We start from the raw sequence: 21271 nt of genomic DNA, 5'->3' as shown, positions 1-21271 counted from the left end.
GGCAGGGTCACCGCCCGGCGGCCATGGAGTCGAAGGTCTCCCGCATCGTGCGATCGATGCCGCCGGGCTGTCCGACCAGGGAGTCGAAGAGGTCGGCGAGCAGCCACAGCACGAAGCCGTGCACCAGGGCCTCCTCCGGCGGAATCCGCCCGAACCGGTCGCGCCACTCCACGGTGTCCATGCCCATCGCGGCGGCCATGAGGACGCCGGTGGCCATCGGAACCTGAGCCGGGTCGGCCGACTCGAACGCGGGCAGTCTGCGGATCACGGCGGGGATCAGATCGCCGAGCGGATCAAGACGGTCCTCGCCGCCGGACTGTTCGGCGATCAGGAGCCCGGTCAGCACGCCCACCAGGAACACCGTCCCCCGGGCCACCTCCGCGCGCCCGTGGGCGTCCACCGCGGCCTGGACCCGCCGCCGTGCTTCCTGGCGCTCCCCGTCCGGCGTCCGCTTCTCCAGGACCCGGTAGGAGTCCCACGCCGCGCGGATGGCCTCGGGCGCGATTACGTCGTCACTGGTCATGAATCCGACCGTAGACGAGACGAGACGAGACGAGACGAGACGAGAGGGGACGGAGCGCTGTCGCACACCGACCGGCTCACCCCAGGGAGCGGCGGCACCGGCTCACTCCAGGAAGCGGCGGCCGAGCCTCACCCCCGGGGCGCGGCCGTCGACCCCCGGATCATCAGCTCCGCCGCGATCGTCGCGATGCCGCCCGGCGGCGGGTTCTCCTTGCCCATCGCGAGCCGTCCCGCCCGCGCGCCCGCCTCGAAGAGCGGCAGCCGGACCGTCGTGAGGGCCGGTACGGCGTCCACCGAGAACGGCAGGTCGTCGAAGCCCGCGACCGAGATGTCCTGGGGGATGCGCATCCCCTGGTCCCGTACGGCCGCGCACGCGCCCAGCGCCACGGTGTCGTTGGCGGCCACGATCGCGGTCACATCCGGTGCCCTGCGCAGGAGTTCGAGGGTGGCCTCGTAGCCCGAGCGCCGGTCGTAGGGGCCGTGCACGGTGAGCCGGTCCTGATCCCCGGAGCCGGTCGTCGCGCTGTCGGGCCCGATGTCCGGCCCGCCGTCCGGAGCCGCGTCCAGCCCCGCCGCGCGCAGTGCCTCGCGGTGGCCCTCCAGGCGGTGCCGGGTGGTGGTCCGTTCCGGGGGCCCGGCGACGTAACCGATCCTGCGGTGGCCGAGCGAGATCAGGTGCTCGGTGAGCCGGCGTCCGCCGCCCCGGTTGTCGAACGCGAGCGCCGCGACGAGCGCGTCGCCCTCGGGCAGCGGGGGCCGCCCGCAGAAGACGATCCGGGTGCCCGCGTCCGCGAGCTTCGCCAGCTTCGCCGACATCGCGGCCTGGTGTGCCGGGTTCTCGACCGCGCCGCCGGTGAGGACGACGGCGGCGGCGCGCTGGCGCTGGAGGAGCGTGAGATAGGTGAGTTCGCGCTCCGGGGAGCCGCCGGTGTTGCAGATGACGGCCAGCTTCTCGCCGCCCGCCCGTCCGGAACCGTCGCCGGGCCCGCCGATCTGCGTCTGGGCCGCCCCCGCCATGATCCCGAAGAACGGGTCGGCGATGTCGTTGACCAGGATGCCGACCAGGTCCGATGTGGCGGCCGCGAGCGAACTGGCGGGCCCGTTGAGCACATAGTCCAGGTCGTCCACCGCGCGCAGGACCCGCTCCCGGGTCGAGGCCGCCACCGGGTAGTTGCCGTTCAGCACGCGGGAGACGGTGGCCGGGGACACCCGGGCGCGGGCCGCCACATCCGCCAGGGTGACTGTCATCGCTGTCCTCCGTGAGGTCACGTGCGGCCCCCTCTTGTCCGGCCGCTGTCGGCAGGCTAGCGTCATCTCCGATAGAAAGCGCTTGCTACGGCTGTATGGAGGGACCTTCGTGACACGCAGGACAGTGCGCATCGCCATGAACGGCGTCACGGGACGCATGGGATACCGACAGCACCTGGTGCGCTCGATCCTCGCGATCCGCGAACAGGGGGGTCTGGATCTCGGCAACGGCGAGGTCCTGTGGCCCGAGCCCGTACTCGTCGGCCGCCGCGCCCACGCCCTGGAGGAAATCGCCGGGCTCCACGGCCTGACCGAGTGGTCGACCGACCTGGACGCGGTGCTCGCGGACGACACGGTCGAGATCTACTTCGACGCCCAGGTCACCTCGGCCCGGGTGGAGGCGATCAAGAAGGCCATCGCGGCGGGCAAGCACGTCTACACCGAGAAGCCGACCGCCACGGACGTCGAGGGCGCCCTCGACCTGGCCCGGCTCGCGCGCGACACGGGCATCAAGCACGGCGTCGTCCAGGACAAGATCTTCCTGCCGGGCCTGCGCAAGCTCAAGCGCCTGATCGACGGCGGCTTCTTCGGCGAGATCCTGTCCGTGCGCGGGGAGTTCGGCTACTGGGTCTTCGAAGGCGACTGGCAGGAGGCCCAGCGCCCCTCGTGGAACTACCGCGCGGAGGACGGCGGCGGCATCGTCGTCGACATGTTCCCGCACTGGGAGTACGTGCTCCACGAGCTGTTCGGCCAGGTCACCTCCGTAACGGCCCAGGTGCACACGCATGTTCCGCAGCGCTGGGACGAGCAGGGCAAGCCGTACGAGGCGACCGCCGACGACGCCGCGTACGGCATCTTCCAGCTGGCGGGCGGGGCGGTCGCGCAGATCAACTCCTCCTGGACGGTCCGGGTCAACCGCGACGAGCTGGTGGAGTTCCAGGTCGACGGCACGCACGGCTCCGCCGTGGCCGGCCTGCGCAACTGCCGTGTCCAGCACCGCTCGGCGACCCCGAAGCCGGTCTGGAACCCGGACCTCCCGGTCACCGAGTCGTTCCGCGACCAGTGGCAGGAGATCCCGGACAACCAGGAGTTCGACAACGGCTTCAAGGCGCAGTGGGAGCTGTTCCTGCGCCATGTGGCCCTGGGCAGCCCGTACACCTGGGACCTGCTGGCCGGCGCCCGGGGCGTCCAACTGGCCGAGCTGGGCCTGAAGTCGTCCGCCGAGGGCCGCCGCTTCGACGTCCCGGAGCTGACCCTGTGACCCGCGCGACCGGAGCGCCGCGCGGTCGGAGGCCGCTGCCATGACGACCATCCACCTCCCACAGGGCCCCTACACGCCCCGCACCACCCCGCTCGACCTCGCGCCGGGCGCGGCGGCCCCCGCCTCCCGTACGGTCTTCTCGGCCGCTCATGTGGTCGCCGACCCGTACGCCGACATCGCCCCCGGCGACCCGGCGGCCGTCGACTGGGAGTCCACGCTCGCCTTCCGCCGCCACCTGTGGGCGCACGGCCTGGGCGTCGCGGAGGCCATGGACACCGCGCAGCGCGGGATGGGCCTGGACTGGGCGGGCGCGGCCGAGCTGATCCGCCGCTCGGCCGCCGAGGCGAAGGCGGTGGGCGGCCGGATCGCCTGCGGCGTCGGCACCGACCAGCTGCCCGACGACGGCGCCGCGCCCACCCTGGCCGAGGTCAGGGCCGCGTACGAGGAACAACTGGCCCTGGCCGAGGAGCACGGCGCCCAGCCGATCCTCATGGCCTCCCGCGCGCTGGCCCGGGCGGCGAGCGGCCCGGAGGACTACCTCGCCACCTACGCCCACCTCCTGCGCCAGGCGTCCGAACCGGTGATCCTGCACTGGCTGGGCCCGATGTTCGACCCGGCCCTGGAGGGCTACTGGGGCAGTTCGGACCTGGACGCGGCCACGGACACCTTCCTGAAGGTGATCGCCGAGCACCCGGACAAGGTCGACGGCATCAAGATCTCCCTCCTGGACGCGGCCCGCGAGATCGACGTCCGCCGCCGCCTCCCGGGCGGGGTGCGCTGCTACACGGGCGACGACTTCAACTACCCGGAGCTGATCGCGGGCGACGAACGCGGCTTCAGCCACGCTCTGTTGGGCATCTTCGACCCGCTGGGCCCCTTGGCGGCACACGCGGTACGGGTCCTGGACACGGGTGACGTGGACGGCTTCCGGGCCCTCCTCGACCCCACCGTCGAACTCTCCCGCCACCTCTTCCAGCGCCCCACCCGCTTCTACAAGACGGGTGTGGTCTTCCTCGCCTGGCTGGCAGGCCACCAGGACCACTTCACGATGGTGGGCGGCCTCCAGTCGGCCCGCTCGCTGCCGCATCTGGCGAAGGCGTACGAACTGGCCGACCGGCTGGGCCTGTTCCCCGACCCGGATCTGGCGGAACACCGTATGCGAGCCCTGCTGGCGGTCCACGGAGGCGCACGATGACGAACGACGACGGCGGCGGCCTGTCGCGTCTGAGCATCAATCAGGAAACGCTCAAGCAGTGGTCGTTGCCCGAGCTGACCGAGGGCTGCGTCAAGGCGGGCATCGACAAGGTGGGCCTGTGGCGGGCCCCGGTGCAGGAGTACGGCGTCGAGCGCACGGCACGGCTGCTCGCCGATGCCGGGATCGAGGTCACCAGCCTCTGCCGGGGCGGCTTCTTCACCGCCCTCGACCCGGCCGAACGCGCCCGTGCCCTGGACGACAACCGGGCGGCGATCGACGAGGCGGCCGGCCTGTCCACCGACACCCTGGTCCTGGTCTCCGGCGGCCTCCCGCCCGGCAGCCGCGACCTCCACGGGGCCCGCGAGCGGGTGGCCGAGGCGCTGGCGGAACTGGCCCCGTACGCGGCGGCACGCGGCGTACGCCTGGCGATCGAACCGCTCCACCCGATGTACGCCTCCGACCGCTGCGTGGTCTCCACCCTCGCCCAGGCCCTGGACCTCGCGGAGCGCTTCCCGGCCGAGCAGGTCGGGGTGGTCGTCGACACCTACCACCTCTGGTGGGACGACCGGGCGCCCGCCCAGATCGCCCGCGCGGGTGCGGGCGGCCGTATCCACTCCTTCCAGCTGGCCGACTGGATCACCCCGCTCCCGGCGGGCGTCCTGCTGGGCCGGGGACAACTGGGCGACGGGAGCGTGGACTTCCACGCGTTCCGCCGCTGGGTGGAGGACGCCGGGTTCGACGGGCCGATCGAGGTGGAGATCTTCAACGAGGCGCTGTGGGCCCGCGACGGCACGGAAGCGCTGGCGGAAGTGGTGGACCGCTATGTGCAACATGCCTGCTGAGAGGCGCGCACACCGCCGAAGGTAAAGAGATCGTAAAGGGCTGCAACCTTTGCGTACCCTCCCGTGTCACACATGGCGTCGGGACTTCCGGGGAGGGGTCCGGGGGGAACGGGAAGGCCCGACGGGAGGGGAAAGCGAGGGGGGTCCGGCCGCGAGGCCGGGCCCCATTCCGCTTTCCCGCCGTTGATTAGGATCTGCCGCCATGACCCAGAGCGATGCAGCGCAGGAATGGCCCGAACCTCCCCTAGCCGGTACGGAGGCGGCAGCCGTCCTCGGCGCGCTGGAACGCCAGCGGGCCACCCTGGCTTGGAAGACCTCGGGCCTGGACGCGGCCGGGCTGCAAGCCACGGTCGGGGCGTCCTCCGTCACCCTGGGCGGCCTGCTCAAGCATCTGGCACACGTCGAGGACAGCCACTTCGCCCGCCTCTGGCTCGACACCCCGGTCGGCGCGCCCTGGGACGCGGTCGACTGGGACAAGGACCCCGACTGGGCCTATCGCACCGCCGCCCAGGACACCCCCGAGCAACTGCGCACGCTGTGGCGGGAGTCGGCGGCCCGCTCCCGGGCCGTCGTCGAGGAGGCGCTCAGCACCGGCGGCGGCCTGGACCAGCTCGGCGCGTACGTCACCCGCAACGGCGAACGCCCGAACCTCCGCCGTATCCTCCTGGACCTCGTCGAGGAGTACGCCCGCCATGTCGGCCACGCCGACCTGATCCGGGAATCGGTCGACGGCCTGACGGGCGAGGACCCGGGGTGACCTGAGAGGCAGGGCCGACCGAGGGCCGCCCGGCGGGTGCCGGACGGCCCTCGGGATCACAGCGCGAGCATCGCCCGCACGGGGATCTCCGCGTCCGCGAGCGGTCGCAGCGCCAGCCGGACGAGCGCCAGCGCGTTGTCGTCGCCCGCGATGCGGTTGGCGCTGAGCCGCCCGCACGTGAGGCAGTGGTGGATGAGCATCCACTCCCCGTCCTGCCGCACCGACAGGCTCAGGGCCACCATCCGGCCACGGCACCCTGCCGCCCGGTCACCCGGAACCCGGCCGTCCACATGCAGGCTGACCAGGCAGGACGGGCAGTGATTACGGTGGGCGGTGCCCGGCGCCGCCAGCGGTACGTCGAGCCGGCAGCCGACGCACCGGAACGCGTCGCCGCGCGCCCCGGCTGGCCCGTGCAGCACGTCCTTGGCCCGCTGCGGACGGCGTCCCGAAGCCCGCCGGGGCTTGCGGCGCGTCATCGGAGCCCCCCGGTCGCCCGGTTCACAGGTCACCGAAGGCTTCGAGCGGGAAGGGCGGCTGGGCCAGCGGACGTACGGCCATCCGCATCAGGATCAGCTGGTTGTCGTCCCCGCAGACCGGGTTCGAGGTCAGCTCGTCGCACCGGGTGCACCGGTGGACGACCATCCAGTCGCCGGTGCGCAGCACCGCGATGGAGATCGGGGTCATCCGGCCCTCGCAGTCGGAGCGGCCGCCCTCGACATGGTCGACGAGGTGCTGCGAGTGCAGGCAGCTGGGGCAGTGATTGCGCCGGCTGCCGTCGGGCGCGTACGCGGCGACGGTCAGACCGCAGCGGACGCAGGTGAAGGTGTCCAGGGAGGACATCGAGGATGAGGAGGACATGCCTGAGCGGTGCTGGGGGTTGTCGTGAGACACCCGGATACTCCTTGCCGAGGATGAGGAACGAAGCAGCAGGGAAGTACCGAGCACCCCTCGCGTCAGGGGCGTGCGGGGAGCGGGGCCGGACGGCTGCGGAACGGCAGCCGGCCGTGAGGTGTCAGCAGTCGGCCGCGTACGGCGGCCGCGGACGGTCAGGCCCGGTCACCCCGGCGTCACAGGCGCGACGAGGGAGGCTCGGAGTCACTGTCCGGGGCATACATCAACTGCTTTCCAGGGCTCACGCCCAGAGGTCACCCGCGGTCGGGTCCACGGTCGAGGAGCGAGCACCGTAACAAGGGGTCAGCGGGACCGGCCACCGAATTAGCCGACGCCCGGCCCGTCCTCCCTTTCCCCCTCTCCTTTCCCTCTCTCCCTCTCTCCCTCTCCCCGTCTCAGCCCCGAAGCTCCGCCAGCCTGGCCAGCGCGTCGCCCGCCAGGGTCTGCTGATCCGCGTCGAGTCGGACCGCCGCCGCTTCCTCCAGCAGCGCCGCCGCCCGTTCCACCTCGCCCATCCGCTGGGCGATGTCCCCGCGCAGGACGAGCAGCCGCAGGCGCTGCACCGGGGTCGGATGCTCGTCCGTCAGCCCCAGCACCCGGTCGATGATCTTCGCCGCGCCCGGCAGATCCTGCTTGGAGTCCGCGAAGAGGTCCGCCATGTGCAGCGCGCGGGCGAACGTCTCCTTCGGGGCGGGCCGGTGGCTCGGGTCCTCGCTGATCGCTTGGCCGATCCGGATCGTGTTGCCGGTCGGGTCGGTCATCAGGAACTGCCGCACCCCGTACGACATGTCCTTCAGCGGACCGATGCGTGGCAGCCCCCGCGTCGGGACGCGTCCGTAGGCCGCCTTGAGCCCCGCCCGGAACGCCGTATGCAGGCCGTCCACATCGTCGGTGAGGACGTAGCACCCGGAGTGGGAGGACGCCGGGTCGTAGTCCTTCATGCCGTACAGCTGGAGTTCGACCGCTCCCCGCTCGACGACGGCGTACGCGTACGGGCTCTTCTGCAAGTACGTCGTCTCGAAGCCCAGGGCGGTGTAGAAGTCGACGGCGGTCTCGATCAGCGAGGTCCGGCAGGGCAGCAGAGGGATCGTCGTCTCGGTCATGCGACGCACTCTAGTCAAATTTGAACAGTTATCGCTAGTGTCGAGGGGAGAGGTGTCCGGCCGGGCTCCGCCGGCTGGGTCCGTGGGCCCAATCTCGGTCCCAAATCGTGGTGGCGCGAGCGGTGTTGACCTGCTGATGTCCTTTTCGACCGGCAGGTGCGATCTTGACGGGCAGGTGGGTACGCCGGTTCTCTGGCAGCGAGCCCCCCACCTCTCCCGCGGGCGGCGGGCGGTCTCCGCCCGCCGCCTCGCAGGACTCATCGGAGGAAGCCCGATGCTCCCCAGAACCCCTCTCAGATCCTTCGGGCCGGCCCTGCTGGCCTCCTTGGCTGCCGTCCTCGCGCTGGGAGCCCTCCCGGTCGCGGCGAGCCCCGCGTCCGCGGCGGTCCCGGCGTCCGGGGCGGCCGCCGAGGTCTGCAACAAGCACTGCGACGCCCGCGACCCCGCCTCCGCCGCCGGTGACCGCGTCCCGGTCAGCGCGACCCTCCATGGCCGTTCCATCGCCCTTCATCTCTCCGACAACGATGTCATGGGCTGGGCCTCCATCGACGACGGAGCGGCGGGCGACGAGACCTGGCTCGACCGCTCCTTCGACGGCGGCCGCACCTGGGCCTCCGGCAGCAAGCTCGGTGCCACCTCCGTACCCTCCGGCCGTACCGGCTGGCGCTCCCAGATGTACAACGTGGACGACTGGAACACCGGCGGCATCGGCGCGCTCCGCGCCTGCGGAAAGGCCGGCGACCGATCGGAGATCGCCTGCACCGGCTGGGCCCGCGTCGACTGGAACGCCGGAAGCCGGAGCACGGCCGCGGCGACAGCCCTGATGATGAACTACGACCGGGGCTCGGGGAAGTTCGCCGGCTGGTGGACCTCGGCCACCGCGCTCACCTCGCTGATCGACAACATCCGGATCAGCCACATGCCCAGCTACACGTACGCGATCTCCAACACCTACGAGAAGCTCATCGGCGCCGAGGGCGGCGACTTCACCAACTCCTACCTGGACGACACGGGTTGGTGGGGTCTGGCCTGGGTGGCGGCGTACGACCTGACCGGCGAGCAGCGTTACCTGGACACGGCGCGCAAGGACGCCGACCACATGGCCGCCTACTGGACCGGCACGTGCGGCGGCGGGGTGCAGTGGGCGACCGACAAGCCCTACAAGAACGCGATCACCAACGAGCTGTACATCCAGCTCAGCGCCGCGCTCCACAACCGTATCGCCGGGGACACCACCTATCTCCAGCGCGCCGAGGACGGGTGGAACTGGTTCAAGGGCAGCGGCATGATCAACTCCGGTGACACGATCAACGACGGCCTGAGCGAGAACTCCGACGGCACCTGCTCCAACAACGGCGACACGACCTGGACGTACAACCAGGGCGTGATCCTGGCCGCCCTCGCCGAACTCAACCGCGCCACCGGCGACGCGTCACTCCTGGACAGTGCCCGCACCCTGGCCGACGCCTCCACGTCCTCCGCCTACCTCAACCCCGGCGGAACGCTCCACGAGCCGTACGAGCCGGACTCCGACTGCACCACGGACGGCGACTCCTTCAAGGGCGCTTACGCCAGGGGCCTCGGCATCCTCAACAAGGCGCTCCCCGACCGCCCGTACAGCGCCTATCTCGACCGGCAGGCCGACACCGCGCACGAGAAGAACCGCAACAGCCTCGACCAGTACGGCGCCCACTGGGCCGGTCCCCTCACCCGCACCGGCAACGGCTGCCAGCACAGTGCGCTCGACCTGATGAACGCCGCGCAGGACAGCTGAGTCCACGCCCGACCGCGACGCCGTGACGTGAAACCGGTGGAGGCCAAGCGTGACCGCGTGTCCTCCACCGTCTTTGCCCGCCCGCCCGCCCCACCTCCTCCCTCCTCAAGGAGTCCCATGCCCGCAGTACGGCCGACCCGGCGCGGACGCGCCCTGCGCCGCGGCCTGACCGTCACCCTGTCCGCGGCCACCCTGGTCCTGGCCTCCGCGACCATGGCCCACGCCGCGCCGCCCCCGCCCCTCCCCGGCAACGCGGACGACCTGGAGCGGGCCTTCCAACCGGCCATCGACTACGACAAGGACGGCTGCTACGCCACCTCGGCCATCGGCCCCGACGGCACCATCGCCCCCGGCCTCAAGCTCGGCGGCGCGGTGTACGGGGACTGCCGTGACCGGTCCGACCTGGACAGCAGCAACGCCTACTCCCGCTCGAAGTGCGACAACGGCTGGTGCGCCGTCCTCTACACGTACTACTTCGAGAAGGACCAGGTGGCTCCCGGCGGCCTCTTCGGTGGCCATCGCCACGACTGGGAGCACATCGTGGTCTGGGTGCACGACAACAAGGCCGAGTACGTGGCGACTTCGGCGCACGGGAACTTCACGGTGCACAAGGCGGCCGACGTCCCCTTCGACGGCTCGCACCCCAAGATCGTCTATCACAAGGACGGCGCGAGCACCCACTGCTTCCGCAAGGCCACCGCCAAGGACGAGCCTCCGGAGAACCACCTCGGCACCTGGCACTACGCACCGCTGGTCGGCTGGAACGGCTACCCGGACGGCCTGCGCGACAAGCTGCTCGCCGCCGACTTCGGCAAGGCGACGATCGGCATCCGGGACGATCGTTTCACCGGACATCTGACGAAGGCGCTTCCGGAGGGGGTGCCGTTCAACCCCGCCGCCGGCTGAGCGGAAGGAGAGGACGGGTGCCGGACCGTCGCGAGCGGCTTTCAGACCTTCAGAAATGAAAGTTCTCGCGGCTCCGGCACGTTCTCGCAGGTCGGGGGCGACGGCACAGGTGTAGACCAAAAGGGCCCTTTACGCCTTTCTGTGCCCGTGCCTTACTCGTGACATGTGCATGGCATCCGATTATCGGATGCCACTCGGGTGCCATGCCGTGCGCATCCCGTCCTCGTCAACGTGCCCGGAGGTGGCCATGCTCGCGTACCGTTCTCCGTCCCGCCGACTCAAGAGATCCCGAGGGGCTCTGCTGGCCGGAGCTCTCGGCAGCGCCGCGGCGCTGATCCTGACCAGCACGGGCACGGCCGTCGCCGCGCCGCCCTCACCCGATGAGCCGGTCCGGTCCGGACAGGCGTGGATGGGCGCCGGCACCCGTATCGAGCAGGGCCTCGCGTCCTCGGCCGCGCAGGGTGGCGTGACGCCGATGGACACCAGCGGCATCCAGGGCATCGACGTCTCGCACTGGCAGGGGTCGATCAACTGGGGTTCGGTGAAGGCCGCGGGCATCGACTTCGCCTACATGAAGGCCACCGAGGGCACGTCCTTCAAGGACAGCAGCTTCAGCGCCAACTACACCGGCTCCTACAACGCCGGTCTGATCCGGGGCGCGTACCACTTCGCCCGCCCCGACATCTCCAACGGGGCGACCCAGGCGGGCTACTTCGCGAGCAACGGCGGCGGCTGGTCCAAGGACGGCAAGACCCTTCCCGGCGTGCTGGACATCGAGCACAACCCGTACGGAGCCACGTGCTACGGCCTCTCCACGACCCAGATGCGCACTTGGATCAACGACTTCTACACCACGTACAAGGCGCGCACCACCCGGGACGTCGTCATCTACACGACGGCCAGCTGGTGGAACACCTGCACCGGAAGCTGGACCGGCATGTCCGCCAAGTCCCCGCTCTGGGTGGCCCATTGGGGCACCGCCAACCCGACGATCCCCGCAGGCTTCCCCACCTGGACGATCTGGCAGTACTCGGCCACCGGCCGGGTCGGCGGAGTCTCCGGCGACGTGGACCGCAACAAGTTCAACGGCAGCCTCGCGCGGCTCCAGGCCCTGGCCAACAACACGCCGTAGCCTCCCCGTTCGGACGGGTGGCCGGGTGAGACCGCAGGCGGCTCACCCGGCCACCTCCCCCCACCGTGCGCCCACCCTTCACACCAGGAGCCCGCCGTGAACCTTCCACAACCGTCCCGTCGCCACGTCCTCCTCGCCGGTGCCGGCGGCCTGGCCGCAGCCGCCTTACCGGGCACGGCCCACGCCCGCGACGCCTTCGACGCCGTGGAACCGGACATCGACGGCACGGCGCAGTGGCAGGCCCGCGCGCCACAGGGGTCGATCGAGTTGGCCGGGAAGCGTCCGACGAAGATCATCGTGCACCACACGGTCAGCGACAACACCACCGACGTCTCCCGCGCCCAGGCCCACCGTCACGCCCACTGGGTCCAGGACCTGCACATGGACCAGAACGGGTGGACCGACACCGGCTACCACTTCCTCGTCAGCCGGGGCGGCTGGATCACCGAAGGCCGCCACCGCAGCCTCAGTACGCTGCGGACCGGCAGCGACTTCGTCCTCGCCGCGCACACCTCCGGCCAGAACGACCAGGCCATCGGCATCGCCAACGAGGGCGCGTACCACGACGGCGCACAGCCGCCGCAGGCCCAGTGGGACGTCCTGGTGGCGCTCTGCGCGTACGTCTGCGGGCAGTACGCCATCGCGCCGAGCCGCCTGTACGGACACAAGGACTTCGGCGACACCCTCTGCCCGGGCATCTTCCACGACAAGCTGCCGCAGCTTCGGAGCGAGGTCGCGGCGAGCATGGGCTAGGGGAGCTGTTCCTTCTCGGGGTAGTAGGCGTAGGCGTAACCGCCGTCCTCGGTGCCGGTGACGACACCCGTGAAGCCGACCGAGCCCGGCTCGGGCAACTCGATGCTCTGCTGGAATACAGAGCCGTCGCACACCTGCGTCCCCTTGGCCGACGGCACGTCCTCGTCCGCGACGGTGAACGTCAGCGCCACCTCGCCGCCTCCCGTGCAGGCGAACGCGAACGTCACGCTCAGCACGTTGTCCGGAGCGGCGGGGTGTGTGTCGCCGAACTGCGGTCGCAGCCCACCGGAACCGCCGCCGAGGGACTTCATGTTGACGAAGGTCCCCTCCAGGAGTGTCCTCGCGGCGTCGGCATCGGTGGTGTCCGGCGTCGGGGCCGGGGCCGACTTGGTCGCGCTGGGGCTCGCCGAGGGCGACCCGGACTGCTCACCCGAGCTGCACGAGGTCGCGCCGAGCAGCGCCGCGACGGACAGGGCGGCAGCGAGGCCGATGCGTGCGCCGCGCGTTCGCCGTCTCCTGGGCCCCCGTTGTTTCATGACGACGATCCCGTCAGGCCGGGAACGCACCGTGCTTGACGGCGGCGACGAAGGCCGACCAGCCGTCCGCGGAGAAGAGGACGGCGGGGCCGGCGGGGGACTTGCTGTCGCGTACGGGGACGGTCGCGTGGCCGTCGGCGACCTCAAGGCAGTCGCCGTTGGCCCCACCGCTGTAGCTGGACTTGCGCCATCCGGTGAAGGGCGTGCCGTCAGCGTTGGTGGGCTCGGTGGTGTGCATGTTCGTGCTCCTCCGCGATGCTTCTGACGAGTGCCACCGACTTCCGCCGCGAGGCCGCGTCACTCAGAGCGAGAGTGTAGGAGGTGTGGCAGGCCGCAACCAGCGCCGGATCATCCAGCAGGCGTCCGTTGTGGAGGCCCTCGAGATAGGCCAGCGGGGCCGCGTCCGCGAAGGACAGCAAATAGACCATGCCCTCCAGGAGGGCGTGCGCTCCGCACGAGAGAGGCAGCACATGCAGGCGTACGCGGCCGGAGTCGGCCATGTCCGCCACCTTATGCAGTTGCTCGGCCATGACCTGAGGGCCGCCGACCTCACGCCGGAGTGCGCCTTCGTCCAGCAGGATCCACGTCTCCGGCGTCGAAGGTTCGTCGAGCAGCAGGGCTCGTTTGGTGCGGCTGACAACAAGCTCGTCAAGCTCTTCCACGAGGTAGTTCGGACGGAAGGCTTCGAACACGGCCCGCGAATACGCCTTTGTCTGGAGCAGTCCCGGGATGAGCAGACCGCCGTAGTGACGGATCTCCGTGACTTCCTGCTCCAACTCGGCGACGGCCCTGAAGTAATGGACAAAGGCCGGGTCCAGATCCTCCAGCCACCGCGCGAAGAATCCGTCCGTGCCCAGCGCCCGGTCGATCCGCTGCGCATCCTCCGGGCTCGGCAGCCGCCGTCCGGCCTCGTAGTGGCTGATGAGGGTCGGCGAGCAGACGACCATCTCGCTCAGTGCCTCCTGCGTCAGCCCTGCCGCGATGCGCCGCAGCTTCAGTTCCTCGCCGTACTTCTCCCGAGGCGTACGCGGCCTTCGCTTCGTTCCCATGGTGCTCCAACTCCTCGCCCTGACCAGCGCGCTGTCATGCCCGACCCCCTGGCAGCGTAGCGACTCATGACCTCACTCTGTGATGGGTTCGCTACGGAAAGAAGCGAAGCCCGTACGCCGCCGCACTCCCGAAAGCAGGCCCCCATGAAGCACACCCCCCACGCCGAAGCCTCCACGATGCGGCTCCTGCCCTGGACCGGCACGGGCGGCAAGCCCTGTTACGTCGTGGGGGACGGCACCGGCTATGTGTCGCGGAAGGCCGACGAGGTCGAGAGCATCCAGCTCGACATGGCGGACGAACTGCTCGGCCACGCCACCGACCTGCTGGCCGACGACGCATCCACCGCGCCGCAGGTCCGCTTCCTCGCCGGCCGGCTCGCCGAGTCGCTGCACCAGATCGTGCGCGTCGCGGAGAGCCGTGGCGCGCGGCTCGACGCGCTCCTGCCGGCCGACGACGCTCCGTGAGCCGGGAGTTCGCCCCGCCTCGGCCCGCGATCCCATCTGCCGATCGGCACACGTTCGCGTCTCCGACCGGCCGTTCTGTGCCGTTCGGCGGAGAGCCCGGCCGCATCCCGCCCCCGTACGCTGGTCGCTATGGGGGAATCGACCGGCCCGGCTGGCATGGTGCTCGGCGCCCTGCCGTCGCTCGTGGCGGCGGGCACACTCGGGTGGGCCGTCGCCTGCCGCCGTACCGCAGCGCGTCAGCGGCTCGCCCGCCTCGCCCGCCCGACCGCGGTGTCTGCGGTCCTCTCCCTGATCACCAGCTTCGCCCTCCCGCAGGCCGGCTCCGGCTGGAAGCTGGTGGAGGCCGCACTCCTGCTGCTCCTCGTGGCCGTGGTCACCCGCTGGTCGCCTCTGCGTGAACTCGCTTCGGCCCTCCCGGTGGCCGCCCTCGCGGTGACCCTCTGGCCGCTGCCGCTGGTCACCGGTGAGTCCTTTCTGGAATCCATCGGGATCGGCGCCTTCTGGCTTCTTCCCGTGGTCGGTGCGGTGGCGGCCGGCGCCTACCCCCGCCGCCAGGAACTGCGTCGTCGGCGTGCGGTGGCCGAGGCCCGCAGCGCCCAGCGCCTTCAACTCTCCCGCGACCTGCACGACTTCGTCGCCCACGACATCAGCGGGATCGTCGTCCAGGCCCAGGCGGCCCGCTTCGTCGCCGCCACCGACCCCTCCCACGCGGTGCTCGCCCTGGAACGCATCGAAAAGGCGGGCCTGAGCGCCCTGGCCGCGATGGACCGGACGGTGCGAATGCTGCACGGCCCGGAGGTGCCCGCCACCGAACCGCTCCCCGATGTGTCCCAACTTCCGTTCCTCGTCGAGAACTTCACCGCGGCAGGAGCCACCGAGGCATCTCTCGACCTGCCCCGACCGGTCGCGGAGCGGCTCTCCCGGGAGGCGGGCTCCGCCGCGTACCGCATCGTCGTCGAGGCCTTGACCAACATCCGCCGGCACGCCCCCGGCGCCTCACGCGCCACCGTCGTGTTCACCCCTACGGCCACCACGGTGGAGATCCGGGTCACCAACGACCGTGGCACGGGAGGGCCTTCGGCCCGGCGCGTCTCCCGGGGCGGCCTCGGCCTCCCCGCTCTCACCGAGCACGCCCGGGCCCTCGGCGGAACCCTCTCGGCGGGTCCCCACGGCGACGGCGGCTGGCGGCTCACCGCCGTCCTGCCCGTCGCGCTCCCGAAAGACCTGAGCGTCGCGCTCCCGAAGGACCTGCCCGGCGCGCTCCCGAAAGAGAAGACCCCATGACGAGGCCCCTCGGCCCGACCCGCATCCTGATCGCCGACGACCAGGAGGACGTCCGCAGCGGGTTCCGCCTCATTCTCGGCTCGCAGCCCGACATGACCGTGGTCGGCGAGGCGGCGGACGGCCTCACCGCCGTCGGCCTCGCCCGCACCCTCCGTCCCGACCTGGTCCTCGCCGACATCCGGATGCCGGGCCTGGACGGCCTCGAACTGACCCGCCGCCTCGCGGGCCCCGGCGTGCCCGACCCGATGCGTGTCCTCGTCGTCACCACCTTCGACCACGACGACTACGTACGTACGGCACTGCACGACGGCGCCTGCGGCTTCCTGCTCAAGCGCTCGGGCCCGGGGCTGCTGATCGAGGGGGTCAGGGCGGCGATGGCGGGGGACATGCTCATCAGCCCCCAGATCACGGTCCGGCTGCTCCGGAGCCTCGCCCCGGCCGCCGCCGCCCCCGCCCCGGCGCCGTCCGCGGCTCCGTCGCCTCTCACCGCCCGGGAGCAGGAGATCGCCCGGCTGGTCGCCGAGGGCCTCACCAACGCCGAGATCGGCGAGAGGCTCTTCATCACGGCGGGCACCGCCAAGACCCACATCGCCAACGTCCAGGCGAAGGTGAAGGCCCGTAACCGGGTGGGCATAGCCGCCTGGTCCTGGGAGACCGGACTGGCCGGCCCGGCCCCACGGGAGTAGCGCGCGCGGGCCTCGGTCACTTCGGCGGCCGAGCCGGAGTCCGCTCGTCCCGGTCCTCCCCGCGAACTCCCGGCCCCGCGTCCGCAGGCGCCGTCGCCCCCGCTCGCGTACGCGCCCCGGTTTCCGTACGCGCCTTCGGCGCCATGAACAGCGTCGCCGCCAGGGCCAGGAGCAGCAGCCCGGCGCAGACGTACCCGGAGACCTGGACGCCGGCCGCCATCGCCTCGCGGGCCGCCTCCGCCGCCGATGCCGTACGCGGCTCCGCGGCGAGGGTCTCGATCACCGATCCGGCGCTGTCCGTCACCACCCCGCCGAGCCGTTCCGCTTCGTCCGTCGCGACGCCGTCCCGGGTGAGCCGGTCGGTCATTCCGGCGGCCAGGGTGCTGAAGAAGAGCGTGGTCAGGAGGGCGATACCGAGGGCCGACCCCAGCTCGCGGGCCGCGCTCTGGATGCCCGACGCCTGACCTCCGCTCCGTTCCGGTACGTCCACGAGGACGATGTTGGTGACCTGCGCCGTGGCGAAGCCGACGCCAATCCCGTACACGAACAGCGCGAGCGCGATCAGCCACCAGGCGCTGTCCGTCGACGCGATCAGGGCCAGCATCGTCAGCCCGGCGGCCTCCAGCACCAGACCGATCCGGACCTGTGCGAGCGCGGACACGGTCGCGGCCATCGGGAAGCTCGCCCCGGAGGCGGCGAAACTGCCGACGGCCAGGGCGACGAGGGCGAGACCCGCCTCGAACGCGCTGTAGCCGAGGGCGAATTGCAGCCAGAGCGGCAGCACCGCGATGATGCCGAACTCGCCGAGACCGACCATCAGCGTCACGAAGTTGCCGTTGCGGAACGAGCGGATGGAGAACAGCCGCACGTCCATCAGCGGCTCGCCGCCCGCCCGGCTCAGCACGGCCTGCCTGCGCCAGAACACACCCAGCGCCAGTACGGACAGGAGCAGCGCGACGAACACCGGCGAGAGCCCGCCGGACCAGGAGAAGCCCCCGATCCCCAGCGGCTTCGTCGTCATCAGCCAGCCGTACGTGCGCCCCTCGATCAGGACGAACGCGAGGAGTCCCAGGCCCACCGCCGACAGCGCCGCGCCGACGCCGTCGATACGGCCCCGGGTGCGGGGCGACACGTCCAGATACCGGAGCACCCCCGCCACGATGATCGCGACCAGCGGGATGTTGATGCCGAAGGCCCAGCGCCAGGAGATGTCGGCGAGTCATCCGCCCAGCAGTGGGCCCACGGCCGCCGCCGCTCCGATGGTCGAGCCCCACACGGCGAACGCGTGGCCGCGCGCCCGCCCGGTGAACGTGGCGTTCAGCAGGGCCAGCGAGGTGGGCAGCATCATGGCCCCGCCGACGCCCTGGACGAACCGGGCGAGGATCAGCAGGCCGCCGCTCGGGGCCAGCGCCGCCAGCAGGCTCGTCGCGCCGAACGCGGCGAGGCCCAGCAGGAAGATCCGGCGTGCGCCGTAGAGGTCGCTGAGGCGTCCGGTGACCAGCAGGAGCGCCGCGAACGTGATCGCGTACGACTCCTGGATCCACTGGGCCTGCGACGAACCGATGGAGAGGTCCTCGATGATCGGCGCGAGGATCACGTTGACGATCGTCAGATCGACGACGATCAGGGCCACGCCGAGCGCCACGGCGACGAGGCCCAGCCACTGACGTGCTGTGGGCGAGGCTTCTGCGGGTTCGGTCACGATGCTTCGACTCCCGATGATTGCTTTGCCGTAAAGGAATCTATCTTTGCGACAAAGGTAAATAGTGCGAGGTAGGTTGTCAAACCGGAAGCGGGGCGGAAGCGGAAGCGAGAGTGGGCAGTGCCGATGACGAACGGGCGCGGGGCCGACGGGCACGGCACGGCCGACGGGCCGGGCGGGGCTGACGGTCCGGGCGGAGCAGACAGGCCGGGAGGAGCGGACAGGCCGGGCGGGGCCGACCGCGAGGCCGTGCGGGTCGACCACGTGATGGACGGCCTGCGCGCCTTCGGGGCCAACTACACCGAGTTCACCCGCCGCTTCGCCGCCTGGCTCGGGCTGCACTCCACCGACGCCGCCGCCCTCGTCGAGATCCTCTACGCGGAGGACCAGGGCGCGCCCCTCTCGCCGGCCCGGCTCAGCGAGCGCGTCTCGCTCTCCTCCGGCGCGACCGCCATCCTCCTCAAGCGGCTGGAACAGGCGGGCCACATCGTCCGTACCCGCGAAAGCACCGACCGCCGGGTGGTGACCCTGCGCAGCAGCCCCGGCATCCGGCCGCGCGCCATGGCGTTCTTCGGCCCGTACAGCGAGCTGATGGCCGAGGCGATGGCGGCGTACTCACCGCAGGAGATCCAGCGGTTCGAGCAGTTCCTCGGCACCCTGCGCTCCACCATGGACGCGCTGTTGGCGAACGAGTACGAGAACGGCGGCCCGACGCCCCCCGCCCCCTGATCCCTCCTCCCGGCACTCTGCCGCGAACCGCGCTGTCAGCGGCACCCGGTAGCGTCGGGTCATGTCCAACATGGCCGTCCTCGAAGGTGTCCTGGAGCGGATCACCTACGCCAACGAGGAGAACGGGTACACGGTCGCCCGCGTCGACACCGGGCGCGGAGCCGGGGATCTCCTCACCGTGGTCGGTGCGCTGCTCGGCGCGCAGGTCGGCGAGTCGCTGCGGATGGAGGGCCGTTGGGGCTCGCACTCCCAGTACGGCAAGCAGTTCACCGTGGAGAACTACACCACCGTGCTGCCCGCCACCATCCAGGGCATCCGCCGCTATCTCGGCTCCGGGCTGATCAAGGGCATCGGGCCGGTGATGGCCGACCGGATCACCACCCACTTCGGAGTCGACACCCTCGACATCATCGAGCAGGAACCGAAGCGGCTCGTCGAGGTCCCCGGCCTCGGCCCCAAACGCACGAAGATGATCGCGGCGGCCTGGGAGGAACAGAAGGCGATCAAGGAGGTCATGGTCTTCCTCCAGGGCGTCGGCGTCTCCACCTCCATCGCCGTCCGCATCTACAAGAAGTACGAGGACGCCTCGATCTCCGTCGTGAAGAACCAGCCCTACCGGCTGGCCGCCGACGTCTGGGGCATCGGCTTCCTCACCGCCGACAGGATCGCCCAGGCGGTCGGCATTCCGCACGACAGCCCCGAGCGGGTCAAGGCCGGACTCCAGCACGCCCTGTCCCAGTCCTCCGACCAGGGGCACTGTTTCCTGCCCGAGGAACGGCTCATCGCGGACGGCGTGAAGCTGCTCCAGGTCGACACCGGTCTGGTCATCGAGTGCCTGGCCGAGCTGGCCGCCGATCCGGAGGGCGTCGTACGGGAGAAGGTGCCGTCCCCGGAGGGCGGCGAACCGATCACGGCCGTCTACCTCGTCCCCTTCCACCGCGCCGAGCTCTCCCTCGCCGGGCAGCTCAGACGGCTGCTGAACACCGGCGATGACCGGATGCCGGCCTTCCAGGACGTGGACTGGGACAAGGCCCTGGCCTGGCTCGCCACGCGTACGGGGGCCTCGCTCGCGCCCGAGCAGGAGGAGGCCGTACGCCTCGCGCTCAGCCGGAAGGTGGCCGTCCTGACCGGCGGGCCCGGCTGCGGGAAGTCGTTCACCGTCCGGTCCATCGTCGAGCTGGCCCGTGCGAAGAAGGCCAAGGTGGTGCTCGCCGCCCCCACCGGGCGCGCCGCCAAGCGCCTCGCCGAGCTGACCGGGGCCGAGGCCTCCACCGTGCACCGGCTGCTGGAGCTGAAGCCGGGCGGGGACGCGGCCTACGACCGGGACCGGCCGCTGGACGCCGATCTGGTCGTCGTGGACGAGGCGTCGATGCTCGATCTGCTGCTCGCCAACAAGCTCGTGAAGGCGGTGGCACCCGGTGCCCACCTCCTGCTCGTGGGTGACGTCGACCAGCTGCCCTCGGTCGGCGCGGGGGAGGTGCTGAGCGATCTGCTCGCGGAGGGCGGTCCGGTCCCGGCCGTCCGGCTCACCCGGATCTTCCGTCAGGCCCAGCAGTCCGGCGTGGTCACCAACGCCCACCGCATCAACGCCGGACAGCCGCCGCTCACCGAGGGGCTGAGCGACTTCTTCCTCTTCGTGGAGGACGAGACGGAGGACGCGGGCAAGCTCGCCGTCGATGTCGCGGCCCGCCGCATTCCGGCCAAGTTCGGCCTCGATCCACGCCGTGACGTGCAGGTGCTCGCCCCGATGCACCGGGGCCCGGCCGGTGCGGGCCATCTCAACGGGCTGCTCCAGCAGGCCGTCACCCCGGCCCGCCCCGACCTCCCCGAGAAGCGGTTCGGCGGCCGGGTCTTCCGGGTCGGCGACAAGGTCACCCAGATCCGCAACAACTACGACAAGGGCGAGAACGGCGTCTTCAACGGCACGGTCGGCGTCGTCACCGGCCTCGACGTGGACGAACAGAAGCTCACCGTCCGCACCGACGAGGACGAGGAGATCGGCTACGACTTCGACGAGCTGGACGAGTTGGCCCACGCGTACGCCATGACCATCCACCGCTCCCAGGGCAGCGAGTATCCGGCCGTCGTCATCCCGGTCACCACCAGCGCCTGGATGATGCTCCAGCGGAATCTGCTCTACACCGCCGTGACGCGGGCCAGGAAGCTCGTCGTGCTGGTCGGGTCCCGTAAGGCGATCGGCCAGGCGGTCCGCACGGTTTCCGCAGGCAGACGCTGTACGGCACTGGATTTCCGGCTCCGGGGCGGCTCGGGAGAAGACTTCTCGTGACCCCTGCACAAAAATGATCGATCAAATCGGTGGGAAACATCACGGAGGTCTTCCGGAACCGCAGTCAAGGGGGCAGGATGAGTAAGTTGGCGGCACTCAGTGCCGTCAGTAGGTCCAATGGACGACCCCGAGTGCACTCTCCTGAGCCG

The 21271-nt window shown here is 71.0% G+C and carries 21 protein-coding genes and 1 pseudogene; 13 read left to right on the top strand and 9 right to left on the bottom strand.

Annotation, left to right across the window (positions count from 1 at the left end; all coding sequences use genetic code 11):
* Window positions 1-7: 7 nt before the first annotated feature.
* Both ACSMXR_RS11695 and ACSMXR_RS11690 read right to left on the bottom strand, forming a co-directional pair.
* A complete protein-coding gene (locus ACSMXR_RS11695; protein ID WP_381795631.1) occupies window positions 8-523 on the bottom strand; it encodes a hypothetical protein in 516 nt (171 codons plus the stop codon).
* A gap of 128 nt (window positions 524-651) precedes the next feature.
* A complete protein-coding gene (locus tag ACSMXR_RS11690; RefSeq protein ID WP_473171806.1) occupies window positions 652-1770 on the bottom strand; it encodes a LacI family DNA-binding transcriptional regulator in 1119 nt (372 codons plus the stop codon).
* Between the two features lie 109 nt (window positions 1771-1879).
* Between ACSMXR_RS11690 and ACSMXR_RS11685 the strand changes: the two genes are divergently transcribed.
* From ACSMXR_RS11685 to ACSMXR_RS11670, 4 genes are all read left to right on the top strand, one after another.
* Window positions 1880-3031: a Gfo/Idh/MocA family protein gene (locus tag ACSMXR_RS11685; protein WP_473171805.1), complete on the top strand. Its 1152-nt coding sequence runs from the start codon at window positions 1880-1882 to the stop codon at window positions 3029-3031.
* A gap of 40 nt (window positions 3032-3071) precedes the next feature.
* On the top strand, window positions 3072-4226 hold the full coding sequence (locus ACSMXR_RS11680; RefSeq protein WP_137232945.1) for a dihydrodipicolinate synthase family protein: 1155 nt from the start codon (window positions 3072-3074) through the stop codon (window positions 4224-4226).
* The gene (locus ACSMXR_RS11675) at window positions 4223-5068 is read left to right on the top strand and encodes a sugar phosphate isomerase/epimerase family protein (protein WP_381908412.1); all 846 of its coding nucleotides are present in this window, start codon (window positions 4223-4225) and stop codon (window positions 5066-5068) included. The genes ACSMXR_RS11680 and ACSMXR_RS11675 overlap by 4 nt, the downstream gene beginning before the upstream one ends.
* 202 nt (window positions 5069-5270) lie before the next feature.
* Window positions 5271-5825: a DinB family protein gene (locus ACSMXR_RS11670; RefSeq protein WP_381908411.1), complete on the top strand. Its 555-nt coding sequence runs from the start codon at window positions 5271-5273 to the stop codon at window positions 5823-5825.
* Window positions 5826-5881: 56 nt separating this feature from the next.
* Here ACSMXR_RS11670 and ACSMXR_RS11665 read toward each other — a convergent pair whose 3' ends face one another.
* From ACSMXR_RS11665 to ACSMXR_RS11655, 3 genes are all read right to left on the bottom strand, one after another.
* The gene (locus ACSMXR_RS11665) at window positions 5882-6301 is read right to left on the bottom strand and encodes an RNHCP domain-containing protein (RefSeq protein ID WP_164617456.1); all 420 of its coding nucleotides are present in this window, start codon (window positions 6299-6301) and stop codon (window positions 5882-5884) included.
* A gap of 22 nt (window positions 6302-6323) precedes the next feature.
* Window positions 6324-6683 (bottom strand): RNHCP domain-containing protein, encoded by a 360-nt coding sequence (locus ACSMXR_RS11660; protein WP_137232949.1) that lies wholly within the window; start codon window positions 6681-6683, stop codon window positions 6324-6326.
* Window positions 6684-7111: 428 nt separating this feature from the next.
* Entirely contained in the window at window positions 7112-7819 is a 708-nt protein-coding gene (locus ACSMXR_RS11655) for a bleomycin resistance protein (RefSeq protein WP_473171804.1), read from the bottom strand.
* A gap of 274 nt (window positions 7820-8093) precedes the next feature.
* Between ACSMXR_RS11655 and ACSMXR_RS11650 the strand changes: the two genes are divergently transcribed.
* The 4 genes from ACSMXR_RS11650 to ACSMXR_RS11635 all read left to right on the top strand — a co-directional run bounded on the left by ACSMXR_RS11650 (window position 8094) and on the right by ACSMXR_RS11635 (window position 12384).
* On the top strand, window positions 8094-9593 hold the full coding sequence (locus ACSMXR_RS11650; protein WP_473171803.1) for a glycoside hydrolase family 76 protein: 1500 nt from the start codon (window positions 8094-8096) through the stop codon (window positions 9591-9593).
* A gap of 117 nt (window positions 9594-9710) precedes the next feature.
* Window positions 9711-10499: an NPP1 family protein gene (locus ACSMXR_RS11645; RefSeq protein ID WP_473171802.1), complete on the top strand. Its 789-nt coding sequence runs from the start codon at window positions 9711-9713 to the stop codon at window positions 10497-10499.
* A gap of 247 nt (window positions 10500-10746) precedes the next feature.
* Window positions 10747-11631 (top strand): lysozyme, encoded by an 885-nt coding sequence (locus ACSMXR_RS11640; RefSeq protein WP_473171801.1) that lies wholly within the window; start codon window positions 10747-10749, stop codon window positions 11629-11631.
* A 96-nt stretch (window positions 11632-11727) separates the two neighbouring features.
* On the top strand, window positions 11728-12384 hold the full coding sequence (locus tag ACSMXR_RS11635; RefSeq protein WP_137232954.1) for a peptidoglycan recognition protein family protein: 657 nt from the start codon (window positions 11728-11730) through the stop codon (window positions 12382-12384).
* Here ACSMXR_RS11635 and ACSMXR_RS11630 read toward each other — a convergent pair.
* From ACSMXR_RS11630 to ACSMXR_RS11620, 3 genes are read right to left on the bottom strand one after another with little or no spacing between them, the layout of a single operon-like run.
* Entirely contained in the window at window positions 12381-12920 is a 540-nt protein-coding gene (locus tag ACSMXR_RS11630; protein ID WP_473171800.1) for a hypothetical protein, read from the bottom strand. The genes ACSMXR_RS11635 and ACSMXR_RS11630 overlap by 4 nt on opposite strands.
* A gap of 13 nt (window positions 12921-12933) precedes the next feature.
* On the bottom strand, window positions 12934-13158 hold the full coding sequence (locus ACSMXR_RS11625) for a DUF397 domain-containing protein (RefSeq protein WP_473171799.1): 225 nt from the start codon (window positions 13156-13158) through the stop codon (window positions 12934-12936).
* Window positions 13130-13969 (bottom strand): helix-turn-helix domain-containing protein, encoded by an 840-nt coding sequence (locus ACSMXR_RS11620; RefSeq protein ID WP_473171798.1) that lies wholly within the window; start codon window positions 13967-13969, stop codon window positions 13130-13132. Before ACSMXR_RS11620 ends, ACSMXR_RS11625 begins: the two co-directional genes overlap by 29 nt.
* Window positions 13970-14113: 144 nt before the next feature.
* Between ACSMXR_RS11620 and ACSMXR_RS11615 the strand changes: the two genes are divergently transcribed.
* The 3 genes from ACSMXR_RS11615 (at window position 14114) to ACSMXR_RS11605 (ending at window position 16404) form a co-directional block, all read left to right on the top strand.
* Complete coding sequence (locus ACSMXR_RS11615; RefSeq protein ID WP_473171797.1) at window positions 14114-14434, top strand: hypothetical protein; 321 nt, start codon at window positions 14114-14116, stop codon at window positions 14432-14434.
* Window positions 14435-14563: 129 nt separating this feature from the next.
* Window positions 14564-15718, top strand: coding sequence for a sensor histidine kinase (locus ACSMXR_RS11610; protein ID WP_473171796.1), 1155 nt, complete (start codon window positions 14564-14566; stop codon window positions 15716-15718).
* Entirely contained in the window at window positions 15715-16404 is a 690-nt protein-coding gene (locus ACSMXR_RS11605) for a response regulator (protein WP_473171795.1), read from the top strand. Before ACSMXR_RS11610 ends, ACSMXR_RS11605 begins: the two co-directional genes overlap by 4 nt.
* Window positions 16405-16420: 16 nt before the next feature.
* Here the strand turns inward: ACSMXR_RS11605 and ACSMXR_RS11600 are convergent.
* A pseudogene (locus ACSMXR_RS11600) lies at window positions 16421-18106 on the bottom strand (MFS transporter).
* Window positions 18107-18232: 126 nt separating this feature from the next.
* On the opposite strand from ACSMXR_RS11600, the gene ACSMXR_RS11595 reads away from it, so the two are divergent.
* Both ACSMXR_RS11595 and recD2 read left to right on the top strand, forming a co-directional pair.
* Window positions 18233-18835: a MarR family winged helix-turn-helix transcriptional regulator gene (locus ACSMXR_RS11595; protein WP_473171794.1), complete on the top strand. Its 603-nt coding sequence runs from the start codon at window positions 18233-18235 to the stop codon at window positions 18833-18835.
* 61 nt (window positions 18836-18896) lie between these two features.
* Window positions 18897-21122 carry an SF1B family DNA helicase RecD2 gene (recD2, locus tag ACSMXR_RS11590; RefSeq protein WP_218527460.1) on the top strand — a complete coding sequence of 742 codons (2226 nt, stop codon included), beginning with the start codon at window positions 18897-18899 and terminating at the stop codon, window positions 21120-21122.
* Window positions 21123-21271: the final 149 nt, after the last annotated feature.

This window comes from Streptomyces sp. DSM 106670, from assembly GCF_055792845.1.
The sequence above is the reverse complement of the archived record's forward strand: the minus strand, read 5'-3'. Positions and strand labels throughout refer to the sequence as shown.

Coding starts and splice junctions, on each gene's coding strand:
- ACSMXR_RS11695 (WP_381795631.1), bottom strand. CDS start 523: ATGACCAGTGACGACGTAATCGCGCCCGAGGCCATCCGCGCGGCGTGG.
- ACSMXR_RS11690 (WP_473171806.1), bottom strand. CDS start 1,770: ATGACAGTCACCCTGGCGGATGTGGCGGCCCGCGCCCGGGTGTCCCCG.
- ACSMXR_RS11680 (WP_137232945.1), top strand. CDS start 3,072: ATGACGACCATCCACCTCCCACAGGGCCCCTACACGCCCCGCACCACC.
- ACSMXR_RS11675 (WP_381908412.1), top strand. CDS start 4,223: ATGACGAACGACGACGGCGGCGGCCTGTCGCGTCTGAGCATCAATCAG.
- ACSMXR_RS11670 (WP_381908411.1), top strand. CDS start 5,271: ATGACCCAGAGCGATGCAGCGCAGGAATGGCCCGAACCTCCCCTAGCC.
- ACSMXR_RS11665 (WP_164617456.1), bottom strand. CDS start 6,301: ATGACGCGCCGCAAGCCCCGGCGGGCTTCGGGACGCCGTCCGCAGCGG.
- ACSMXR_RS11660 (WP_137232949.1), bottom strand. CDS start 6,683: ATGTCCTCCTCATCCTCGATGTCCTCCCTGGACACCTTCACCTGCGTC.
- ACSMXR_RS11655 (WP_473171804.1), bottom strand. CDS start 7,819: ATGACCGAGACGACGATCCCTCTGCTGCCCTGCCGGACCTCGCTGATC.
- ACSMXR_RS11650 (WP_473171803.1), top strand. CDS start 8,094: ATGCTCCCCAGAACCCCTCTCAGATCCTTCGGGCCGGCCCTGCTGGCC.
- ACSMXR_RS11645 (WP_473171802.1), top strand. CDS start 9,711: ATGCCCGCAGTACGGCCGACCCGGCGCGGACGCGCCCTGCGCCGCGGC.
- ACSMXR_RS11640 (WP_473171801.1), top strand. CDS start 10,747: ATGCTCGCGTACCGTTCTCCGTCCCGCCGACTCAAGAGATCCCGAGGG.
- ACSMXR_RS11630 (WP_473171800.1), bottom strand. CDS start 12,920: ATGAAACAACGGGGGCCCAGGAGACGGCGAACGCGCGGCGCACGCATC.
- ACSMXR_RS11625 (WP_473171799.1), bottom strand. CDS start 13,158: ATGCACACCACCGAGCCCACCAACGCTGACGGCACGCCCTTCACCGGA.
- ACSMXR_RS11620 (WP_473171798.1), bottom strand. CDS start 13,969: ATGGGAACGAAGCGAAGGCCGCGTACGCCTCGGGAGAAGTACGGCGAG.
- ACSMXR_RS11615 (WP_473171797.1), top strand. CDS start 14,114: ATGAAGCACACCCCCCACGCCGAAGCCTCCACGATGCGGCTCCTGCCC.
- ACSMXR_RS11610 (WP_473171796.1), top strand. CDS start 14,564: ATGGGGGAATCGACCGGCCCGGCTGGCATGGTGCTCGGCGCCCTGCCG.
- ACSMXR_RS11605 (WP_473171795.1), top strand. CDS start 15,715: ATGACGAGGCCCCTCGGCCCGACCCGCATCCTGATCGCCGACGACCAG.
- ACSMXR_RS11595 (WP_473171794.1), top strand. CDS start 18,233: ATGACGAACGGGCGCGGGGCCGACGGGCACGGCACGGCCGACGGGCCG.
- recD2 (WP_218527460.1), top strand. CDS start 18,897: ATGTCCAACATGGCCGTCCTCGAAGGTGTCCTGGAGCGGATCACCTAC.